Genomic DNA, 19,184 nt, shown 5'->3' with positions numbered 1-19,184 from the left:
ACATGTTAGGATTTACACTGTGCGATGGCTTGTAATAATAGTTCCGCAAACACGGCGTCAATCTTTTTGCCAGATTGTGCACGAATGTGATTCTCCAATTCATTCCATTCGTTTTTCTTCTGATTCTCATCATCTTCCCGTTGAATCTTATCTATCATCGATAGCAAGCTGTTCAATATGCCCTGATTGGTGATCCAGCCTTGTTGGTAAGCGTAGTGAACAGCTTCGTCCAAATGATGGATATCCATCCGTACTTTTAGCAAGTATGCTGCGACAGTTTCGTTCCCTGCCTTATCAACCGTTTCTACCTTCACCGCATGTTCGCCAATTGCAAGTGATAACGGTCTAAACGAATAAGGGTGGTTTATTGGAACACCGTCCAACTCAAGAGACTCGCTTGCCACGCCGCTCACCGGATCGGAGATATCGAATTGCAGGCTGCCGTCATCGGTCCAATAGACATCCATCGTAACGGTAGGAACGATGACGGGAGCTGCTGAATCGATCATGATTGCTGCCGTTTGGATTGCTTCTTGATTTCCAGCATGATCGATACTGTAGAACTGGATTTGATGTATGCCTTCTTCAGCAACAACGATGTTGTTCCCTTCCACAAAGGCGCCTCCATCCAAACTGTAAAACGTCTTCTGCACACCGCTGTCATCATCACTCGCTGTTAATGTCACCAACTGCGCAGTACGCTGCCAATCAGACTTGGCGTTAGTTGCCGTAACCGGCGCTGCTGTGTCCTTTTTAAATGTGACGACATGCGTTTTGCCGAAAGATCCTGTGACAGCAATATTCAGTTTTAAGGAAGGCATCGTCTTCACAACCGTAACCGTGTCATCCGAACGAACCAATGATAAGCCTGCCTTGTTCAGTTCAAGCGAAATGGTGCTTTGTTGCTGCGTCGGATCGGAGACGGCTACGGTCAATTCGCTGTCCGTTTCCTTCACCATCACGGATGCCGGATTTTGCGCGGAAATGAAATCAACCGATGCCGGATTCCAGAAATTCAACGCCGTAATACCTAGCTTTTTCTCTCTGACCGCATGTACGTCCGTTGTATTGCTCAGCACCTCAACATTAGGAGCGCTGCTATAAAGCGCTATATCCGCTGTATTTTTATGAGGCAGCATGACATAGGAATAAGATGCATTCGATGGCGTTGCCCCGTGTTCAAAGGCTAAACTTAAATAATTTCGCGTGATCGGAGCAGCCGATTGTCCGCTATTAATATCTTTCCAGGCGCCGGTTCTCGCTTCGCGTAAACCAAACACATTAGAACCCTCAGGAAAATAATAGCCGATGTCGGAACCCGGCGCATTTCCGGCCAAGTGAGCCCACTTCACGTCCCCCATCGTTTCCGACCAACCGAGCTGGCTCGACTTCACGATTTCGTTAATCGTGAGCGCATTATCTCCCGCATCGTTTAACTTGCGGTTATCGATAATGGTCTCCACCGCTTGCGGTCCGGCTGTCGTGCTCGAAATACCGGCACCTAATGCGACGATTTCATCATCGAACATAAACCAAGACTTTTTGCCCTGTAGATTGCTTCCAGTCGATTGAGCAAGTGAGAAATCCATACCAGCTGCACCATAAAGGTTATCAATGGACGAGCCGCCGACCCATGTTTTCGGATTCATATAACTTTTCCATTCGACGGGCGTCGTACCTTTCCCAGATCCATCCGTTGTCGTGCCAGGCAGCCGGAAGGAATCCACAGTGGGCCAAAAATCATTGCGGTACTGGGTAAGATCGTGATCATATAAAAAAGTCATCCCGATGCCCGTGTACCAGCCCTTCAAATTCTCGTTATTGCCCTTTTCAAAGGCAGAGATGCGGTTTGAGAACAGACTGAGCCCGAAACCATATTCTTCACGTAAATGGACAACTCTGTCCATACCAGCAAACACTTGGTTTTTCAGCAATTCTCCGCGAGGCTGGATCGAAGCATCGTTCATCAATTTTTTGACTAGAGACAGCTCGTAAATCGGCAATCCCTCGTAATAATTGGCATATGTCGTATCCGACTGAATCCATTCTTTGGCCATTCGCTTAATCGATAATGCTACGTCCGCAGGTGCCCCCTCGGCTAAACGAAGTAAGGTAACAATCGTGCCTCTAGCGCTTCCTGAGCTTTGTCTAGAGATCCCTCTGCCGTTCACCATATCCATAAAGAGTCCTTTATAAATAACGGGTTCAAACGTATCCGATACCCAATCGTAAACATGATTCACGTTAGGATCCGCTACCGGCCATGGTGAACCATTCAACAAAAACGTCATATCGGCCGCACGATTGAGCCATACTGCACCGTACCCCGCTGTGTACGCGATGTTGGTGTGTTGAACAAGTGAACCATCCTCATAAACACCGTCTCCATGATCTGTGTAAACAAATTCCGGACCGATGGAATCAAGTCCTTGTGTGATCTTCGCACTGTTGCTTCCGATCAAACCACGCATCGTAACGACCAATGCTTTGTCGAGCAGGTTAGCTCCGGTTTCCGTTACATTGTTGAGTGTTCTCTTCTTCGGATCTGGAACGAAACGATCGACGGCTTTGATATACTTGCTTATTTGCGCCGGTGTCAAATGAGCGAACATCAACACAATCGTATCGTTCAGAATTTGCGGCGTTCCGATTTCCCAATCCCACCAGTTGCCGTACTCACTTTTGTTTTCGTTGTATCGATTAGCATACATCCAGTCCAACGCACTGATGATGTCATCTCGCAGCGCCGTATTCTGATACAGGCTTGAACCTTGAACAGAATAAGCGAGCGCCATGGCCTTCAGCCTGCCATAAGCATTAGATATTTGAGCCGAATCCGTCGCGCTGGACAGATCGTTCCACAAATAAGAACGACCCACAACTTTATTCAGCGTATCCCAATGCCCGGTTGAGTTTTCATTCGATACGCTACCGGCTAACTTAGTAAGGTTAGCGGCAATATCCGGATCAGCCGTATTGTACGAAGTGCCACCCGTTAATTTGCCATACCATTTCAGACGCAGCTCGCTGTAAGATTGAATCGTTTCAGCAGATTCTACGTTAACAAGACATTGAGCTTTTATCGTTCCATCTGGTGTCGAGACCATAATTGTAGCCGAGCCTAACCCTTCTCCGGTTACTTTTCCATTACTGTCCACTGTTGCTACATTCGGATTGCTGGAACTCCAGACAACTGTTTTGTCCGCTGTGTTCGCTGGTGTGAGCGTCGGTGTAATCGTTACTGTTGCATCTTTGGCCATGGAAAAGGCGGTTTGATCTAAAGCAATTCCCGTAATCCCGTTATATTCCTCCAAACTAATATCGTCAAACCATACTTTTCCTTTGCCCGTTTCAAGGAAAGGTTCAATGACCAACCTCGTGACACCCGCTGGTATGGTCATAAATACTTGCTGTAAAGTCCAATCCTTCGTACCTAACAACTTGGCAGAAGCAGGACCGTCTCCAACTTTACTCGTGTTATAGTATTGCGTTCTGAAGTAAGCCCCTGCGCCCGTTACGTTGTCGGTTTTTACCCACACTTTAAGTCTGTAAGATTTGCCGGCAGTTACTGTCGTGACACTTTGATTCACAGATACTCGGCTTGTTGCGAAGGCATCAAACAAAATCGACTTGCTCCCTTCATGATACGTGGTTGAATCCAGCATGACGTTCACCGTTTTATTCGGAGCTTTTCCGCTCCCGGTTGGAATCCATAGCCCCCAGCCAACAGGGACAGGACTTGTGACACCGCTCCAGGCGGCATCCGTTGTTGTGGTTGTCTGCTCGAAGCTTCCATTCGTCATCAGGTTCACCGCAGCAGCTTCTACCTTAAGGATAGCGTTTTCATAAAAGGGAATGTACGATCCAACCATGCTAAAAATTAAACTGACAGCTAACAGCATACTTACTTTCCTCATTAACTTCACCTCGCTAGAAATTAATATAAAAGCAATTAAAATGTAAGACATATAACGGGATTTGTATATCGACGATATTTGAACCATATCGTTTTTTTATGAAAAGTAGAGAACAAAACCCGACGAAGCCAATAAAAGGTCATAGTCGGGTCTGAGATGCTGCAATTATTTCTTGTTCTTTTCTTTAAAGAAGTCACTCGTTTCTTTTACGTGCTGCTGGAAGCTTGGGTCGTCTTTGTACGTTTTCACAAATTTATCCCAATCTTCTATGGAATTCTTGCCGATAATTACGTTAACCAGCATATCGTTAAGCTTCTTGTTCCAGTCCGCGCCCTTTTCTTTAAATGGGGTCGAATTCATCAAGCCATAAGTCGGATCCGGGATGGAGCTGATCGAGTCAACCAATTTTTTATTTGCCTCAAATACATCGTTCGGGATACCCGATACTTTCGCTCTAAGGTATTTATCAAAAGTACCCGTCACCCATTGGCCGGTCGTATCGCCCGAATATCCTTTTTTCTTGCCTTCTTCCGTTTGTTCGACAAAGCCGTCAGGCTTTAATTTGTAATCAACATCCTGAATACCGTACACAGCCAGGTTATAACCTTCTAAAGAAGCTGTGTAATCGTAAACTTCAAGAATTTTCTTCAGCTTATCCTCGTCTACAGATTTCTTATTGATCAGGAATTGACCGTAAAAACCGCTCGCTTGCTCGTAATAGGCTTTGCCGTCCGCTGCTTTTGGAAGCTCAAAAGCAACCAGATTTGCCTTAGGATTCGTTTTTTGCAGCTCAACATTGTATTTGTAGGCATCAACAACGTTAGCGATGGCAAGCCCTGCCTTCCCTTGCACGAGCATGTCTTTGATTTGTGCTGTTTTGAGTACAGGGAAGTCAGGCAAGATACCGCCTGTTTTGTAAACTTTGTTCCAATTGATTAGCGCTTCTTTCGCTTGCGGCGTCCACCAATATGGAGTCAAGCCTCCATTCTCTTCCTTCCACTTTGTTCCTGTTCCGAAAAGCGACAATAAATAACTAGATGGTCCAGGAGATCCAGGAAATACAGCGCCGTACGTGTCCGCAGTGCCATTGCCATCTGGATCTTTCTTCGCAAATGCTTCAAGCACGTTGTAAAGCTCATCCATTGTTTTCGGCGGCTGCAAGCCGAGCTTATCTAGCCAATCTTTGCGGATTAGCAGCGATTCATGACCGTCCAACGGTCTGACGCGAGGCAGCGAGTAGAGCTTTCCTTTGAGCGATGCGTTCTTGTACACATTCTCCGGATATTTGGCCAAGTTCGGGTAATTTTTAACATAGTCTGTTAATTCCCAGAAAGCGCCTTGATCGATCGCATTCAAGAAGGCAGGCGTTGAATTGAAGTCCTCGATGAATAGCACATCCGGCAAATCTCTGGACGCGAGCAGTGCATTTAATTTTTCCGATATTTGAGCGGATGGAATCCAACTCAGCTTCAGGTTGACATTTAATTTCTCATTCAGCTTTTTAACCGCTTCCAGTTCGCCCGTTGGAGCTGCGGCGAAGGCCAGCGTCGTAATCGAAATATCTGTCGGTTTCGCAGGCTTGCTGCTTGCTGTGCTGCCTGCCTTTTGACCTTCATTTGATGCGTTGCCGCAAGCCGCCAAGGATGCAGTAAGTGCAGCCGCTGTCATAACAACAGCCATTTTTTTTACCATTGGTTTCATGTGAGGACCTCCCAGGAATAATATCTTTATATTTACCTCTTCTGCTGTGCGTTTAAGCCAGCATCACCCCTTTCAGAGCTAACCTTTATCCTTTCACAGAGCCAACCATCATGCCTTTGACAAAATATTTTTGCAGAAACGGATACACGATGACGATCGGAAGTGATGAAATAACGACTGCGGCCATTTTGATCACCTGCGGAGGCACCGTCTGCTCACTCTCCAGCATTGCGGCAATAGACGGGTCCGCCATTTGCGAAGCAGAAACCAGCATCATTTGCAGCAGAACCTGCAGCGGTCTTAGCGTGTCAGTATTAATGTAGAGAACTCCACTGAAGTACGTATTCCAGTAGGCTACAGCATAAAACAAACCGAATGCCGCAAGCGCTGAAACGGACACAGGCAGCATAATACGAATAAAGACGCCGAAATCGGAGCATCCGTCGATTTTGGCCGCTTCCTCCAATTCATCCGGAATTTCCTGATAAAAGTTTTTCATTAAAAAGACATACCAAGCGCTAGTCAATGCGGGCAATATGAGCGCCCATACCGTATCCATCAAGCCAAGACTGTCCACAAGTAAATAGTTTGGAATCATACCTGGGTTAAAAAGCATGGTCAGCAAAATCGCAACCAAGAAAAATTTCTTTCCCTTCAGCCTTTTACGCGATAGGACATAAGCGAGTGCACTCGTAACGATTAGGCTCAAAAGAGTACCGAAGATCGCTAAAAATCCGCTGACTCCCATCGCTTTCACGAACGAATTGGTTGAAAAAATAAACTCGTAAGCTGAGAGACTCCATGTTTGTGGAATTAATACGATGGACTTGCTCATGTACTCTGTCGGATCGGTAAAGGATACAAGTATGACATACAGAAATGGCAGCAAGGTCACAAGCGCAAAAATGGTTAACACTGTGTAGTTGATCGCCGTAAAGAATTTCACACCGAAACTGCTATTCATGTCAGTAGAGTCCCTCCTCTCCGAATTTTTTGGCCAAACGGTTGGACATCACAACAAGGATTAGTCCTACCACCGATTTGAAAAGTCCGGCAACCGTCGCATAACCGAACCTACCTTGCTGGATACCGACACGATACGCATAGGTATCGAAAACATCGGCCAGATGCGCGACTGGTCCACTCATCATCAAGTAAATTTGTTCAAAGCCTACGTCCATCACTTGTCCCAAGCGCAGGATGAGCAGGACGATGATCGTGCTTTTAATACCGGGAAGCGTCACATTCATCGCTTGCTGCCAACGACTTGCACCGTCGATTTGCGCAGCTTCATATAGCTCTGAGTTAATGCCAGCAAGTGCAGCAAGGAAAATGATGGTCCCCCAACCGGCTTCTTTCCAGATGCTTTGTGCTGTCAGCATACCCCAGAATAAGTTCGGTTCCGTCATGAACTCGATCTTTTGTCCACCGAACTCTACGATCAGTTGGTTGATGACACCGCTGCCTTGACCGAAGATCAGAAAGCAAATCCCAACAATGATGACCCAGGAAAGAAAGTGCGGCAAGTAAATGACCGTTTGTACGATTTTTTTGAAAGCGAGCTTACGCACCTCATTCAGCAGCAGCGCCACTACGATCGGAATCGGGAAGAAGAAAAAGATGTTCAACAGGCTGATCGCCATCGTATTTCGGAACAATTTCATAAAATCGGGGTTGTTGAAAAACTCGTTGAAGTATTTCAGTCCCACCCACTCACTGTCCCAAAAGCCTAAATAAGGGGAATAGTTTTGAAAGGCTAGCAGAAGTCCCCACAATGGGAAATATTTAAATAGCAGGAAAAATAATAATCCAGGCGCTGCCATGGCATATAGATATTTGTCACGTTTTATCGCGACGGTCCAATCTTGTACCCATGAGCCTTTTACTCGAATTGCCTTTTCCACTCCAGCTGGTGCCGCTGCCTGGAGCGGTTCCAATCGACTTTGTGACAACTTCCTCACCTCTCGTTCATGTCATTAGCATCTCGTTGCTTTGCATGAACAGATCGTACACTGATCACAGCTGTCCGGACAATGACCAATTCTTGTAGTCTATAACGTCTGAGGCAAAAAAAGAGAAACCCCGCAGCAAAGGGGTTCCTCCGAAGATTTATACGCTTTTCTTGCTTAAGAACAAGCCTGCGGAACAAAATATGTGCATGCTAATTATCGTTGTCGGCTCCCCGGTACTGACCCGGCGTTACGCCGATGTGCTTTTTGAATACGCGAATAAAGTTTTTCGTCTAGTAGCCAACTCTTTCGGCAATATCCGAAACCGACAAATCTGTCGTTCGCAGCAGCTCAATGGATTGCTCGATCCTGATCTTCGTCAAATATTCGATAAAGGAAACATCCATCGTCTTTTTAAACAGCTTGCTTAAATAATGGGAACTCAAACCGCAAATTTGCGCACATTGATCAAGCGATAAATCAAAGTGGTAATTATCCTCGATATAGCGGACGACCTTTTGGATTAATTGTTCGTGCTCCTGGTGCTGTTTGCCATGCACATAAGCAACAATCGGATCGACCATTTGCAGCTTGAACCATTCGTTCAATTCACGAATCGTACTGATCTTGCGGATTTGTCCGTAAGGATCGGCTTCCGCTTCTCCGGACAACTGCGCCGAATCGATACCCAGCAAGTACGCAGTACGAATAGCAGCCGTTAACAGCCGATAATACGACATTTGTATCAGTTCAGGCTTTTGGACGTTATCACTCATCGACTTGGCGAATTCGGCCAGCATCCGCTCCGCTTCTTCCTGATCGCCTAGCTGCAGGGAATGTTCGAAATGGGTTTCGATTTCGAGCGGATAGCGGTAATGAAGTTCGGATGCGCCGCCACCGCCCGAATGCGTAATCACCTGATTACCGCCAACGATGATGCGAGAGCGGACGGACAGAACCGCCTCTTCATAAAGTTCGGGCAGATCCGTGATACTTTCGCTCTGTCCACTCAAACCGATTGTCACTGGAAGACGCAGATAATCGGACACCTGCATTCGCAGGCGTTCCGCAAACAATTTAACCTCTGTCTGCCCCTCATCTGTCTGCTCAGGATCGCGGAACAGCCATACAGCAACCTGGTCATTCAGAAGGTTAATGGCTATTCCCTCTATGTCCTCTGATTGCAGCAGTTCACCGACAATGTTTTTCAAGGCAAAGACGATCAAATCACGGTCATTTTCCTGGAAGCGCGAGCCACTATCCTGCGGCAGGTCGCAAGAGATGACGAAGATGCTGTTTTCCCGACCGGCAGGTACGTCGTATCTGCGTAACATGCCCTCTAACTGATCCCCAGAATAGTGGAGAAACCGTCCCTGCAAAAGCTGCAGCGCAAAAATTTCACGAACTAAGGGTAATTGATCGCTCAACTGCTGCTGCAGTTGATTGGCCGTGCTGCTCAGCTCCCCCCATCGTTTGCGTACGAAGCCAACTTCATCCGTTTCCGAGTCGAGTGCTTGTCCGCCTTTCAAATGAGCCACGAGGTTCTCGATCGGCCGATAGACACGCCGTGTGCCCCATAATGTGATTAAGATGCCCAATACAAGACAAACTGCGATGATCGTCAGCGTAATCATGGCAATGCCTTTCGATTTGGCGTTCAATTCATTGACCGGCACCATGTTAATATACTGCCATTTGTTATAAGAGGAAGTAATTGGCGTCACCATGTAATCCGTACCTTGAAAAGTGAAAGTAAACCGCTGCTCAGATTGCTTTTGAGCAATAAGATCGAATAAGCCTTCTGGAACGCTATTTCCGCTGCTTGAAGTCACGAGGTTACCCGTTGCGTTCAAGATGAACATGAGCTCGCCGCTATAACTGATGAATCGGTTCATAATGTTTTGAAAGAGTGCCTCATCGATGCGAATAAACAAAAGTCCAGTCGGATTTTTGGCTAAAAGCGGCACCTTAGATATCAGTGTTACGCCGTTTAGATGATAGCCGGGCAAATACGGGTAGGGTCCGGTGACCCATTTGATATGGTCTTCGGAGGCAAGTTCCTTCAGCAGCGCCTCGCGTTCTTTGTCTTCAGTGATTCTGCGGCCACCGTAGATAGGCGAAATTAAATAACCTTCGTCCGGTACGTAAATCGCAACATCGCTTACTTCTTTATTGCCATTTTGCAGCGCAGATAACTCTCGAGCAATGCCGGAATAAAAGCCGGTGTAGTTTGTGCTTTTCAGCTCGGTCAAATTCGAGCTAAAAAAACTGCCCAGCAGCATTTGAATGGCATTGTTTTGTATACGATCCAAAGTCGAATCGATACTGGAGGACACGTTATTCAAGATACGGACATTCGATTGGTTAACTTCTCTTTGCACGATCGAAGCAGAAAACAAATAGCTTCCGAATCCAACGGCTACTACCGGAATGACAGCTGCGAATAAAGACAAGGTAACCATATTGCGAAAAATCGTTTTACGCTGAAATAAGTGCTTCCAACTATCCTTAAACCATCTACGCATAGCGAACACCTCATCAACAGATTCATGAGCATTGTAATCGGTTGCTGGAATAAAATCAACCGGAAAAGCCTATTTTGATGGGAAGTAAACACCTACCTCTTCGATCTTGCGTGAAAAAAGGCGAACACGAAATCTTTACGATTTCATGTTCACCTTTTGAGAAAAGACCGATGTGATTACGCACTTACATTCGCGCCGACAATAACGGCTGGACTCTTCTTACGCTTCATGAGCTCAGGAAGGGCTATGCCGAACATCGTGATTCCCACGCCAAGCCACTGCAGCCAGTTAACGGACTCATTCAGCACGACGTATGACATTACGACGGCAGTCGGCAGTTCAGCTGCGCTCAAGATTGTCGCTAGTCCGCCTCCAATATGCGGTACGCCAATGGCATAGAACAACGGTGGAATAACGACACCGAAGAGAGCTAACAGCAGCGCCCAAGGCAACAGCGCCTCGTGCAAAGATCCATTGATAAGAAAATGCGGTGGAAACACCAACATGACGAGAATAAATGAACCTGACAGCATAATCGCGCTTCGTGTGATCGGAGCGACTTGTTTGGCTGTTTTACCGCTAAACCAGATGAAGAGCGCATAAGTAACAGCAGCCAACAAGCCAAGTGTAACACCAATCCAGGAAACAGCTTCCTGACCCCCGCCCAAATAGCCGCTTGCCATAATGATCCCAACAAACAAGACAACAAGCGATAAAATCTTATCTTTACCAGGACGTTTGCGTTCAACGATTGCCTCCAGCAAGATGCCCATCCACGTAAATTGAAACAACAAGATAATCGCGAACGAAGCCGAAAATATACTGCAGAGCCGCATAATAGAGCATTCCCGTTAAGCCGGTCGTCGTTCCTACGGCCATAAGCGAGAGTGCTTGACGCCTTGTTACTTTAAATGCACTCGAGGCTTTGGGCTGTTTATCGGACTTCGCGGTCACGAATACCAAGCTCCATAGCATAATCACACCGAATAGGTTTTGGCTGCCGACGACATCGCCGACATTGAAGCCAGACTCATAAGCTTTCTTAACAAAAGTAGATAATAAACCGAAGCTGCATGCCCCAGCTAAAACAAATAAAATGTATTTCATGATGCCTCCCCTGTGAAAAGAAAAAAGCGGACTGTGTGCCCAGTCCGCCACGTTTCGTTATTATGCCATTATATATAAATCTTATGACGAAATCGAGTCACTTCCATTTAAACTACTATACTGAGAAAGTGTTCCAAGAAGCGCTCAGCGTCTACTTCCAAACAAACATCCATGTTAGGCTCGTGTGCAGGCTTGCTTCGCAGATCACCTATTGTACAACCTAATTATCTTATTGATTAGTTAAGTGTTTTTAAATCTTCTTGGGTGGGCATGCCAGCTTGTGCGCCGAGCTTTGTTACAGACATCGCAGACACCTTACTGGCGAAAGCTACAGCCTCTTTCAACGCATTGCCCGCGGCCAGCGCATAAGCTAGTCCTCCGTTATAGGCGTCACCAGCTCCAGTCGTATCAACAACAGGAACACGGTAAGCTGGAACTTTCACAAGTGTTTCTCCTTTACGAAGAAAGGCAGAGCCTTCCTCGCCGAGCGTTGTTATGACACAGCTCGGTCCCATTTCAAGCAGCGCTTCCATAGCTGTCTGAAGTTGATCGCCAGAAGCATCGATACCCGTAATCGTCGACAGTTCTATGCGGTTCGGCGTTATATAGTCCACGCAGTTCAGCATATCCTCCGGCAGCTTGCGTGCAGGTGCTGGATTCAGAATAACTGTCTTGCCTAACTTCTTCGCTAACTGGCAAACGGCTGAAGCCGTTTCAAGCGGAATTTCCAATTGCACGAGCACGATATCATGCTCCGCGATGACTTGCTCCACTGCTTGAATATGTTCTGGCAAACAACTTGCATTTGCCCCCGGAACGACTACAATCTGGTTGTCTGATTCGGCCAGCATGATGGAGGCGATACCTGTCGGGGTTCCCGCGATCCGAATCACGTGATCTGTGGAAATCGCATCCTGCTGAAGCGATTTAATGAGCGATTGTCCGAACATATCGTCTCCTACGGAGCCGATCATCGTCGTCTGACCGCCTAACCTCGCAGCAGCTACGGCCTGATTCGCGCCTTTACCGCCTGGTATAAAGTGGACATGCTCGCCTGTCAGTGTTTCCCCAACACGCGGAAATCGAGACGTTTCCACTACAATGTCCATATTCAAGCTCCCGATGACCACAATACGGGGTTTATTCATCATTTCTTTTCCTTTCTGTCGAACCTCTTGGTATGAGAGTCACATCGAATAGATGTGTCTGCTCATCTTGGATATCGCCTTCAATCTTTTTGATCAGTAATCTCGTTGATAGCATGCCTATATCGTAAATAGGTTGGGCAATCGTTGTAATTTCCGGTTCGACGATGAGTGTTAAATCGATGCCGTCAAATCCGACCAACGCTACTTGATCCGGCACGCGCAGCCCCGTACGCTGAAGCTTTTTTAGCGCTCCGACAGCCATCGTGTCGTTGCCGGCGAAAATACCGTCGATATCCGGATGACGCTGCATCAAATTCTCTACAGCAGCCATCCCGCCATCAACACGGAAGTAGCCGGGCTCTACTAGACTTGGTGAGTACCAAGGAAGATGCTTCACGGATTGTTCGTATCCCATGAAACGCTCTCTTCCCGTCACCGTCTCTTGCGGGCCATATATGTGGGCGATCTTCTTGCACCCCACATCCATCAGATGCTGCACAGCCATCTGGGCTCCCTCAAAATGCTTCGAGCTCACGAGTGAGCAAGAAGCATCTCGCGGCGCTCTGTCAAGCATGACAAGCGGAATCTTTTCACTTTTTAGCGCTTCGACATCATCGGAGCGAAGGTTGTAAGAGGCGAACAAAATGCCATCTACATAACGCTGCTTCAGCACCTTAATGTACGTTTGCTCCTTTTCTGCCTTATTGTCCGAGTTACACAAGATAACCGTGTACCCGTACATCCTTGCTTCATCTTCAACAGCTCTGGCCAGTTCAGCAAAGAATGGATTCGTAATATCGGGAAAGATAAGAGCGATCGTCCCTGTTTTCCTTCCCGCTAGCCCTCTCGCTATCGCGTTAGGCTCATACTGCAGCGTCTTAATCGCTTGCTCCACTCTTAGCTTGGTATCTTCGTTAACATATCCGTTTTTGTTGATATAACGGGAAATCGTCGCCACCGAAACCCCAGCCAATTTCGCGACATCTCTAATCGTTGCCACTTGTTACTACCCACTCCTAATGATGCGAGCAACCGAATTCACAAACCAATTTATGGCATGTAGGTAAACGGTTACACATATCCGATATTTTCTATATCTCTATTATTATCAATCATTACGGAAAAATTCGTACCGGAACTGTTGCTATAACAAGAAATGTGTAACCGGTTACATGTTTTTGTTTTTATTATATCCTCATTCTAAAAAAAGTGTCAAGAAAAAATTAGCTGAAATGCGAATAGCCATGGGAGTTATTTATTGGATTTCAGAAGATATTAAGGATGTACAGAGAGCCTCGTAAGTCATGCTTGCAAGGCTTTGTTGCCTTGCAAATTCGACAAAAGCAAAGAACCCTTGCGGTCATTAAACGACCACAAGAGCTCTATTTGACCAAGCCTGCAATAATTGATAAAAGGTGTTTCTCTAAAATTTTTCCCAAGCCATCCCCATACACCATTCGATAGTAATCTTGTTTATTCAGAATTCGGACACTCATGTAGAAACCTCCGTCATTTGTTATCGTGTTCATAACTTCAACATAAGATCGGTTTCTTCAAGGAGCCATGTCCATAGTTATGTTTTCAAAAGAATAAATATTAGAGGATGTCATGCGCTGTGCTTTGAACAATATCTCTTTTCTTCTAAGCAAAAAAGGCACCTCGCTATTAGCTATTAGAGCGAAATGCCTTCTCTTACATAAAAAGCTGCCGAAATACCTAGCTGTTAGGTATCAATTGTCTTGCTTTTCAACTTCCATCTCTCCGTTAAGCTGATTGGCATAATCGCGCATCAAATCAAAATCCGGATTGCAGATATCCTCCTGCATGTTGGCTTCATCTAGATGCTGCGTATTCAAATGATTCTTGTTCTCGTTGTCCATCCTGCTCTCTCCTTCCTGAGAGTAGCTTTTCCATCCTCAACCAATTTATCCCATTTGGAAAATGACTGTAACGAGTGTCCCCTCCGGCACGCCAGGATAGCGGATTAGAAGCGTTTGAGATCCATGTTCCCAGCTTCGATCTACAACTTCAAGACCATCCGCTGTAACAAGACGAGGTTCCTCTGTCAGTCGGAGTCTTGTACTAACGGTGACTCCTTCAGGCGCCTCGGAGACGAATTGAAACTTCCTATTGATGGCGGGTTCCTCGTCACGGATTCGAGATGAACTGATGATGACGGCTGAAGTCAGATCAGGAGCTGCCTCAAGGTCATAGAGTAGACTGCCCTTGCCTGGTTCGACAACCGGATTGCTCACAATAGCAAGTCTGGCATCGAAAAGGTCGATGTAGCTGCCATGAACGGTGACCACCTCATCCGTAAGTGACTCTGTCATGACACGTGTTGCGACATAGGGACCTCGACGGATTTGAAGGTAATGTTTTTCGTGCAAAGGCTCCTCATCTCCGCGCATGACTAGTGCACGCTTTACACTTTCGCGTACCCAATTCGCGCCGTCTTCGGTTTCAGCCAGTCGAGCTGGATGAACGCGGTGGACGATAACACCGCCTTGACCTACCCGGTACTCCCCATCCTCAGGACGGCGCCCCATCCCAATGGCTTCGAATAAGTGATCATCTGGTCGTTCGTATGCTTTAGCGCCTTGGTTCCACCATTCCTTGACACTGTGGTACGGGTCACTGCCGTCTCCAACATAGATCAAGCAGCCTCCTTCTCGTATCCACTGCGACAGTACTTGATGAAGACCGGCGTGCTCCGGTTTCATAAATTCATAACTGAGCAGCAGCACTCGGTAATCGTCCAAATACCCTGGGAAATGAAGCAAATTGTCCAGCTGAACCGGGCGAAGCGGTATGCCATGCTTAACAAGCGGCAGCGCCAGCCCATAGAATGCCGACCAATTCAGCATCTCTTCGTGATGCTCGGAAGGAAGAATTAATGAACGGATGGTGCCATCGTAACGAAAGTCACCCTCATCTGCCTGCAGCTCAATGTCACCCCGTTGGAACATCGCTGAGTTGGCAAGGAGGAGACCGATTCCATCCGTTTGTTCATCGGACGTGATCTCCTCATGGCGGTGCATATCACGAAGTACGTGCATAACAGTCAACAGCTCGGTCGCGTAATCGGGGGGGATCATTTCTTTCCCCTTGCCGTCTTCCTTCGGATAGGCAACCTCGAACACTCTTCGCGGCCATGGGCATATCTCGTAATTGTTTACGTAAGGATGAAGCAGAGAAGCCACAACTGTATCTTCATAATTGACCTTGTAGTCCGACCACGTATAATTCGGATTGTCCTCAATTGGATCATGTAGAAACCACATATCACGCCCTGTGCCGCGAACAAGCTCTTGCATGACACCGTACTCAAGGAATGCCGTTTCGAACGTTCGTTCCTCGCGAATGCCTTTGTATACATTACGGGTACGCGATGTCCCCGTCCATACTTGGGCAATAAACCCGTCGCAGGTTGGCATGTTGACGAGCAGCGCTTCCGGACTCACAATCCGCCACTGTGTGTAATTGATCAGACTATGTGTCGGCACATAAAAACGGATCGCACGCCCATAATGGACTTCCGCATATTCCTTCATCTGCGCACATAAGCGATCTAGCGTACGATAGTACAGATACGCTTTCAACTTGGACGCCCGGTACTGAGCATCTGGCGACTCATGAGGCGGTATCCACGGCTCCTGATAAAATATGCGCCACTCCCGTTTGAAAGCTTCGGAATACCCGCCGGCTACCCAAAACTCCGGCTCCTCCAGATGAATGGCTACGGCCCCACTGTCGATCGCTCGCTTAATGCCGGCAGCCAGGTACTCGCTAAAGGAAATCGTCGGGACCATGTAAGGCACGTCTTTGCCGTGCAGCAGGTGGTCTCCAGCGCGATTGGTCTGAGCTTCGTCCCAATGATCACGGCCATCATACTCTCCGTACAAATAGTCTTGGTATTCTCCCCATGAAACTCCTGTCATCAGGTGGATGATATAGCCCCTTTCTTTCCACCCAGCGATTCGTTCCTCCAAGTCGTCCGAGATGCCATACACCATGACAAAATCGCTGCGCAAATCGTATTTAGCCCCATACGGACGCGATTCTTGAAAACCAGTCCATTCCTTCCTATCCGATACCGGTCTCGACAAAGGTAATCCCTCCTCTAGGAGTTTCCACTCGGCCGAACAAGAACGGGAGAGTCATATTACCTCTCCCGTCGTTCGCCACCAGAGCGGCCTCTTGTTAAGTTTTAGTTTGGCATTTGAAGTTTTACTACTTCTTTGCCTTTTAGATTATCATTCGTGAATTTCATCGCTTCGCGATAGCCTGTTTTTACCAGCTGCCCACGTAAATCATTGATGATTTTGAGTGCCGCCTCATCGGATTTGGCAAATATCGCTTCCTTCCAAACGTCACCGGTTTTATCCATGGATGGCTTAAGCGATTCCCATTGAGGGGCCTTCGCAATGACGTCCCAAGGATTATAGGCGGTGATGACTTTAATGCCGTTCGGACGTAAAATTTTACGTGCTTTCTCAAGAGCTGCCATGCGATTCTGATCGGCCCAGATGTCCCCATTACCTTTGGAATTCGTACGGTCCAGACCCGTCATATTTTCATAGCCGACGCCGATCCCTTCGTTCTTTTTCAACTTCCCGGTTTTGTCATTCACAAACTTATCAAACCATTCCTTTTTCGCTGTCGGTTTACCGTTCTGCATATCCCAATGAACACCTTGAACGCCGTAACGAGTAAGCATGAAACCTTCATCAGAAGCTAAGAAATCCAACAAGCGCAGTGCCGCATCCACATCCTTTGCTTGCTTGGTAATGACGGTCACATTGTTGCCTTGGACGCCAAGATCGGCCGGACGATTGGCCTCGGCGCCAGCTCTTTCAAGTGGACCTACAGGTACATAATCGCTGCCCGGGTGCGACTGGACGTAGTCCTTAGAGGCATCAAGAATAGCAGGATAGTGAGCTGCGAGGACGGCTACGCGGCCTTGCTTCACTTTCTCATTAGCGATAGGATCCGTCTGCGTAAACGCTTCGGAATCGAGCAGCCCTTGGGAAATCAGCTTTCGATAATATAACGTGTAGTCTTCATATTCTTTCGTAAAGAAATTATTCTCTAGAGCGCCGTCCCCTTTATCCAGGAAGCCAGACCCCATGAACATCTTATCTCCGATATTAACAGCCCAACCGTTATGAAAGCCGCCGAGCGGAATGACAGGTTGACCGCTTTCTTTGAGCCCTGCATCTTTGATCTTCTTCAAGAAATTGTACAAATCATCCTTTGTTTTGACGGACTGCGGATCGACACCTATTTTCTCAGCAATGTCCTTGCGTACATAGAAGCTGTACAACCAGTCCATGGCATCCTTATCCGTTGCGGGGTGATTTTGATATAGCAAATATTTTTTGCCTCCGTAGGCATCAATAGCTTTTTCATAGAGAGCAGGCGGTACATTTTCCTTGGCAATTTCTTTGGCTAAGTTAGGATAATTGGCCAGCTTGCCTGAGAGATCAACCAGTTGGCCCTCTTTTGCAGCCTTGACGATGCCATCCAACTCACCGCCCCACGCCGGTCCCGTATATATATCTGGCAGGTCTTGCGTTGCGAAGATCGTGTTGACTTTCTCCACTTCGCTTCCTTTGGTATATTCCATTTGAACCGTTACCCCGGTTTTCTCCTTGATCACTTTGGCAACGGCGTTCATGTCGCTTTCAGAACCGTTAGAACCATTCCAGTTGTTCAAAATTTTAAGTGTGACTTCTTTTTTAGTGTCCGTTTTCGCGGTTGCACTTGGACTTGTGCTTGAATTTCCACTTGGGCTTGCAGACGTTTCTTCCTTCTGGGTACAACCAATTAAACCACCTGCAAGCGTTAATGCTAATACGACGGAAGTACTTCTAGACCATTTCTTTTTCATAAGAACCCTCCTTCATTTTTATATGATAAGCCCCCCAAAATCGAGGACAGCTAACCCTTAACGGATCCTAGCAAGACACCCTTGACAAAATACTTCTGCAGGAATGGGTAGATACACAAAATCGGGAAGACGGTGATAACCAGGAGCGCCATCCGTAACGATTCGGGCGTTGAACCGGCTGGATTCACGCTAATCGTTTGGCCTCCTTGCTGAGCTGCCCGCTGCATCGAATTCGAGAGCGCTTCCGCTTCTGTCAGCATTTGCTGCAGCAGTGTTTGAACAGGCACAAGATTTTTGTTGGATACGTAGTAAGCCCCAGAGAACCAATCGTTCCAATGCGAGACACCGATGAACAAACTAATCGTCGCTAACACTGGACCTGATAAGGGCAGGATTATTTTCAAGAAAATCGTGAAATCGCCATAGCCGTCAATCCGTGCCGATTCGTCCAGCTCTTCCGGTATTCCCTGCAGGAACGTCCGGATGATGACGATATGCATGAAGTTGAATAGCATCGGAATGATAAACACCCAGAAAGAGTTGATCAAATGAAGCTTTTGCAGTGTGATGAAGTAAGGAATGAAACCCGCGCTGAAAATCGTAGGCAAAAAGATATAGAATGTGAAAAATGTTCTTCCCGGCAATGTTTTCTTTGCCAATGCGTAAGCCATAAGGGTACACAAAAGCACGTGTAGAAATGTGCCGAGAATCGTGCGAAGCAGTGTAATTTTGTAAGCTTGCCAGATACGAGGATTGTCGAACACCTGCACGTAGTTATCTAATGTAAACTGCCGAGGCCAGAAATATAGCGCACCCTGCATGGAGTCCTTTCCATCGTTAAGTGAGTATACGAGAATGTAAATGAACGGGTAGATCATCGAGAAACCGATCAGCGCCAAGATGATATAATTTAGTGTGCTGAACAAGGAAAAATTGCGCTTCAT

At 46.9% G+C, this 19,184-nt stretch carries 13 protein-coding genes; all 13 read right to left on the bottom strand.

The window, feature by feature from the left end; all coding sequences use genetic code 11:
• Positions 1 to 5: 5 nt before the first annotated feature.
• The 13 genes from QFZ78_RS35560 to QFZ78_RS35500 all read right to left on the bottom strand — a co-directional run bounded on the left by QFZ78_RS35560 (position 6) and on the right by QFZ78_RS35500 (position 19,184).
• Positions 6 to 3,917 (bottom strand): polysaccharide lyase family 8 super-sandwich domain-containing protein, encoded by a 3,912-nt coding sequence (locus QFZ78_RS35560; RefSeq protein WP_307554434.1) that lies wholly within the window; start codon positions 3,915 to 3,917, stop codon positions 6 to 8.
• A 165-nt stretch (positions 3,918 to 4,082) separates the two neighbouring features.
• Positions 4,083 to 5,618 carry an extracellular solute-binding protein gene (locus tag QFZ78_RS35555; protein ID WP_307554432.1) on the bottom strand — a complete coding sequence of 512 codons (1,536 nt, stop codon included), beginning with the start codon at positions 5,616 to 5,618 and terminating at the stop codon, positions 4,083 to 4,085.
• Positions 5,619 to 5,703: 85 nt separating this feature from the next.
• Entirely contained in the window at positions 5,704 to 6,582 is an 879-nt protein-coding gene (locus QFZ78_RS35550; RefSeq protein WP_307554430.1) for a carbohydrate ABC transporter permease, read from the bottom strand.
• A 1-nt stretch (position 6,583) separates the two neighbouring features.
• The gene (locus QFZ78_RS35545) at positions 6,584 to 7,570 is read right to left on the bottom strand and encodes an ABC transporter permease (protein WP_373460130.1); all 987 of its coding nucleotides are present in this window, start codon (positions 7,568 to 7,570) and stop codon (positions 6,584 to 6,586) included.
• 290 nt (positions 7,571 to 7,860) lie between these two features.
• Complete coding sequence (locus tag QFZ78_RS35540; RefSeq protein WP_307554429.1) at positions 7,861 to 10,092, bottom strand: AraC family transcriptional regulator; 2,232 nt, start codon at positions 10,090 to 10,092, stop codon at positions 7,861 to 7,863.
• A gap of 176 nt (positions 10,093 to 10,268) precedes the next feature.
• Positions 10,269 to 10,856, bottom strand: coding sequence for an EamA family transporter (locus QFZ78_RS35535; RefSeq protein ID WP_307554427.1), 588 nt, complete (start codon positions 10,854 to 10,856; stop codon positions 10,269 to 10,271).
• Positions 10,837 to 11,199, bottom strand: a complete 363-nt coding sequence (locus QFZ78_RS35530; protein ID WP_307554425.1) for a DMT family transporter — start codon at positions 11,197 to 11,199, stop codon at positions 10,837 to 10,839. Before QFZ78_RS35530 ends, QFZ78_RS35535 begins: the two co-directional genes overlap by 20 nt.
• 236 nt (positions 11,200 to 11,435) lie before the next feature.
• Positions 11,436 to 12,347 (bottom strand): ribokinase, encoded by a 912-nt coding sequence (rbsK, locus tag QFZ78_RS35525; RefSeq protein ID WP_307556064.1) that lies wholly within the window; start codon positions 12,345 to 12,347, stop codon positions 11,436 to 11,438.
• On the bottom strand, positions 12,340 to 13,347 hold the full coding sequence (locus tag QFZ78_RS35520; RefSeq protein WP_307554423.1) for a LacI family DNA-binding transcriptional regulator: 1,008 nt from the start codon (positions 13,345 to 13,347) through the stop codon (positions 12,340 to 12,342). The genes rbsK and QFZ78_RS35520 overlap by 8 nt, the downstream gene beginning before the upstream one ends.
• Before the next feature lie 730 nt (positions 13,348 to 14,077).
• Positions 14,078 to 14,227 carry a hypothetical protein gene (locus QFZ78_RS35515; protein ID WP_307554421.1) on the bottom strand — a complete coding sequence of 50 codons (150 nt, stop codon included), beginning with the start codon at positions 14,225 to 14,227 and terminating at the stop codon, positions 14,078 to 14,080.
• Positions 14,228 to 14,272: 45 nt separating this feature from the next.
• A complete protein-coding gene (locus QFZ78_RS35510) occupies positions 14,273 to 16,456 on the bottom strand; it encodes a hypothetical protein (RefSeq protein ID WP_307554420.1) in 2,184 nt (727 codons plus the stop codon).
• A 101-nt stretch (positions 16,457 to 16,557) separates the two neighbouring features.
• Complete coding sequence (locus QFZ78_RS35505; RefSeq protein ID WP_307554418.1) at positions 16,558 to 18,240, bottom strand: type 2 periplasmic-binding domain-containing protein; 1,683 nt, start codon at positions 18,238 to 18,240, stop codon at positions 16,558 to 16,560.
• Positions 18,241 to 18,290: 50 nt separating this feature from the next.
• A complete protein-coding gene (locus QFZ78_RS35500) occupies positions 18,291 to 19,184 on the bottom strand; it encodes a carbohydrate ABC transporter permease (protein WP_307554414.1) in 894 nt (297 codons plus the stop codon).

Origin of the sequence: Paenibacillus sp. V4I5 (assembly GCF_030817255.1) — a bacterium.
Taxonomy (GTDB): Bacteria; Bacillota; Bacilli; order Paenibacillales; family NBRC-103111; genus Paenibacillus_E.
Note: the sequence above shows the minus strand (reverse complement) of the source record. Positions and strands in the feature narration are given on the sequence as shown.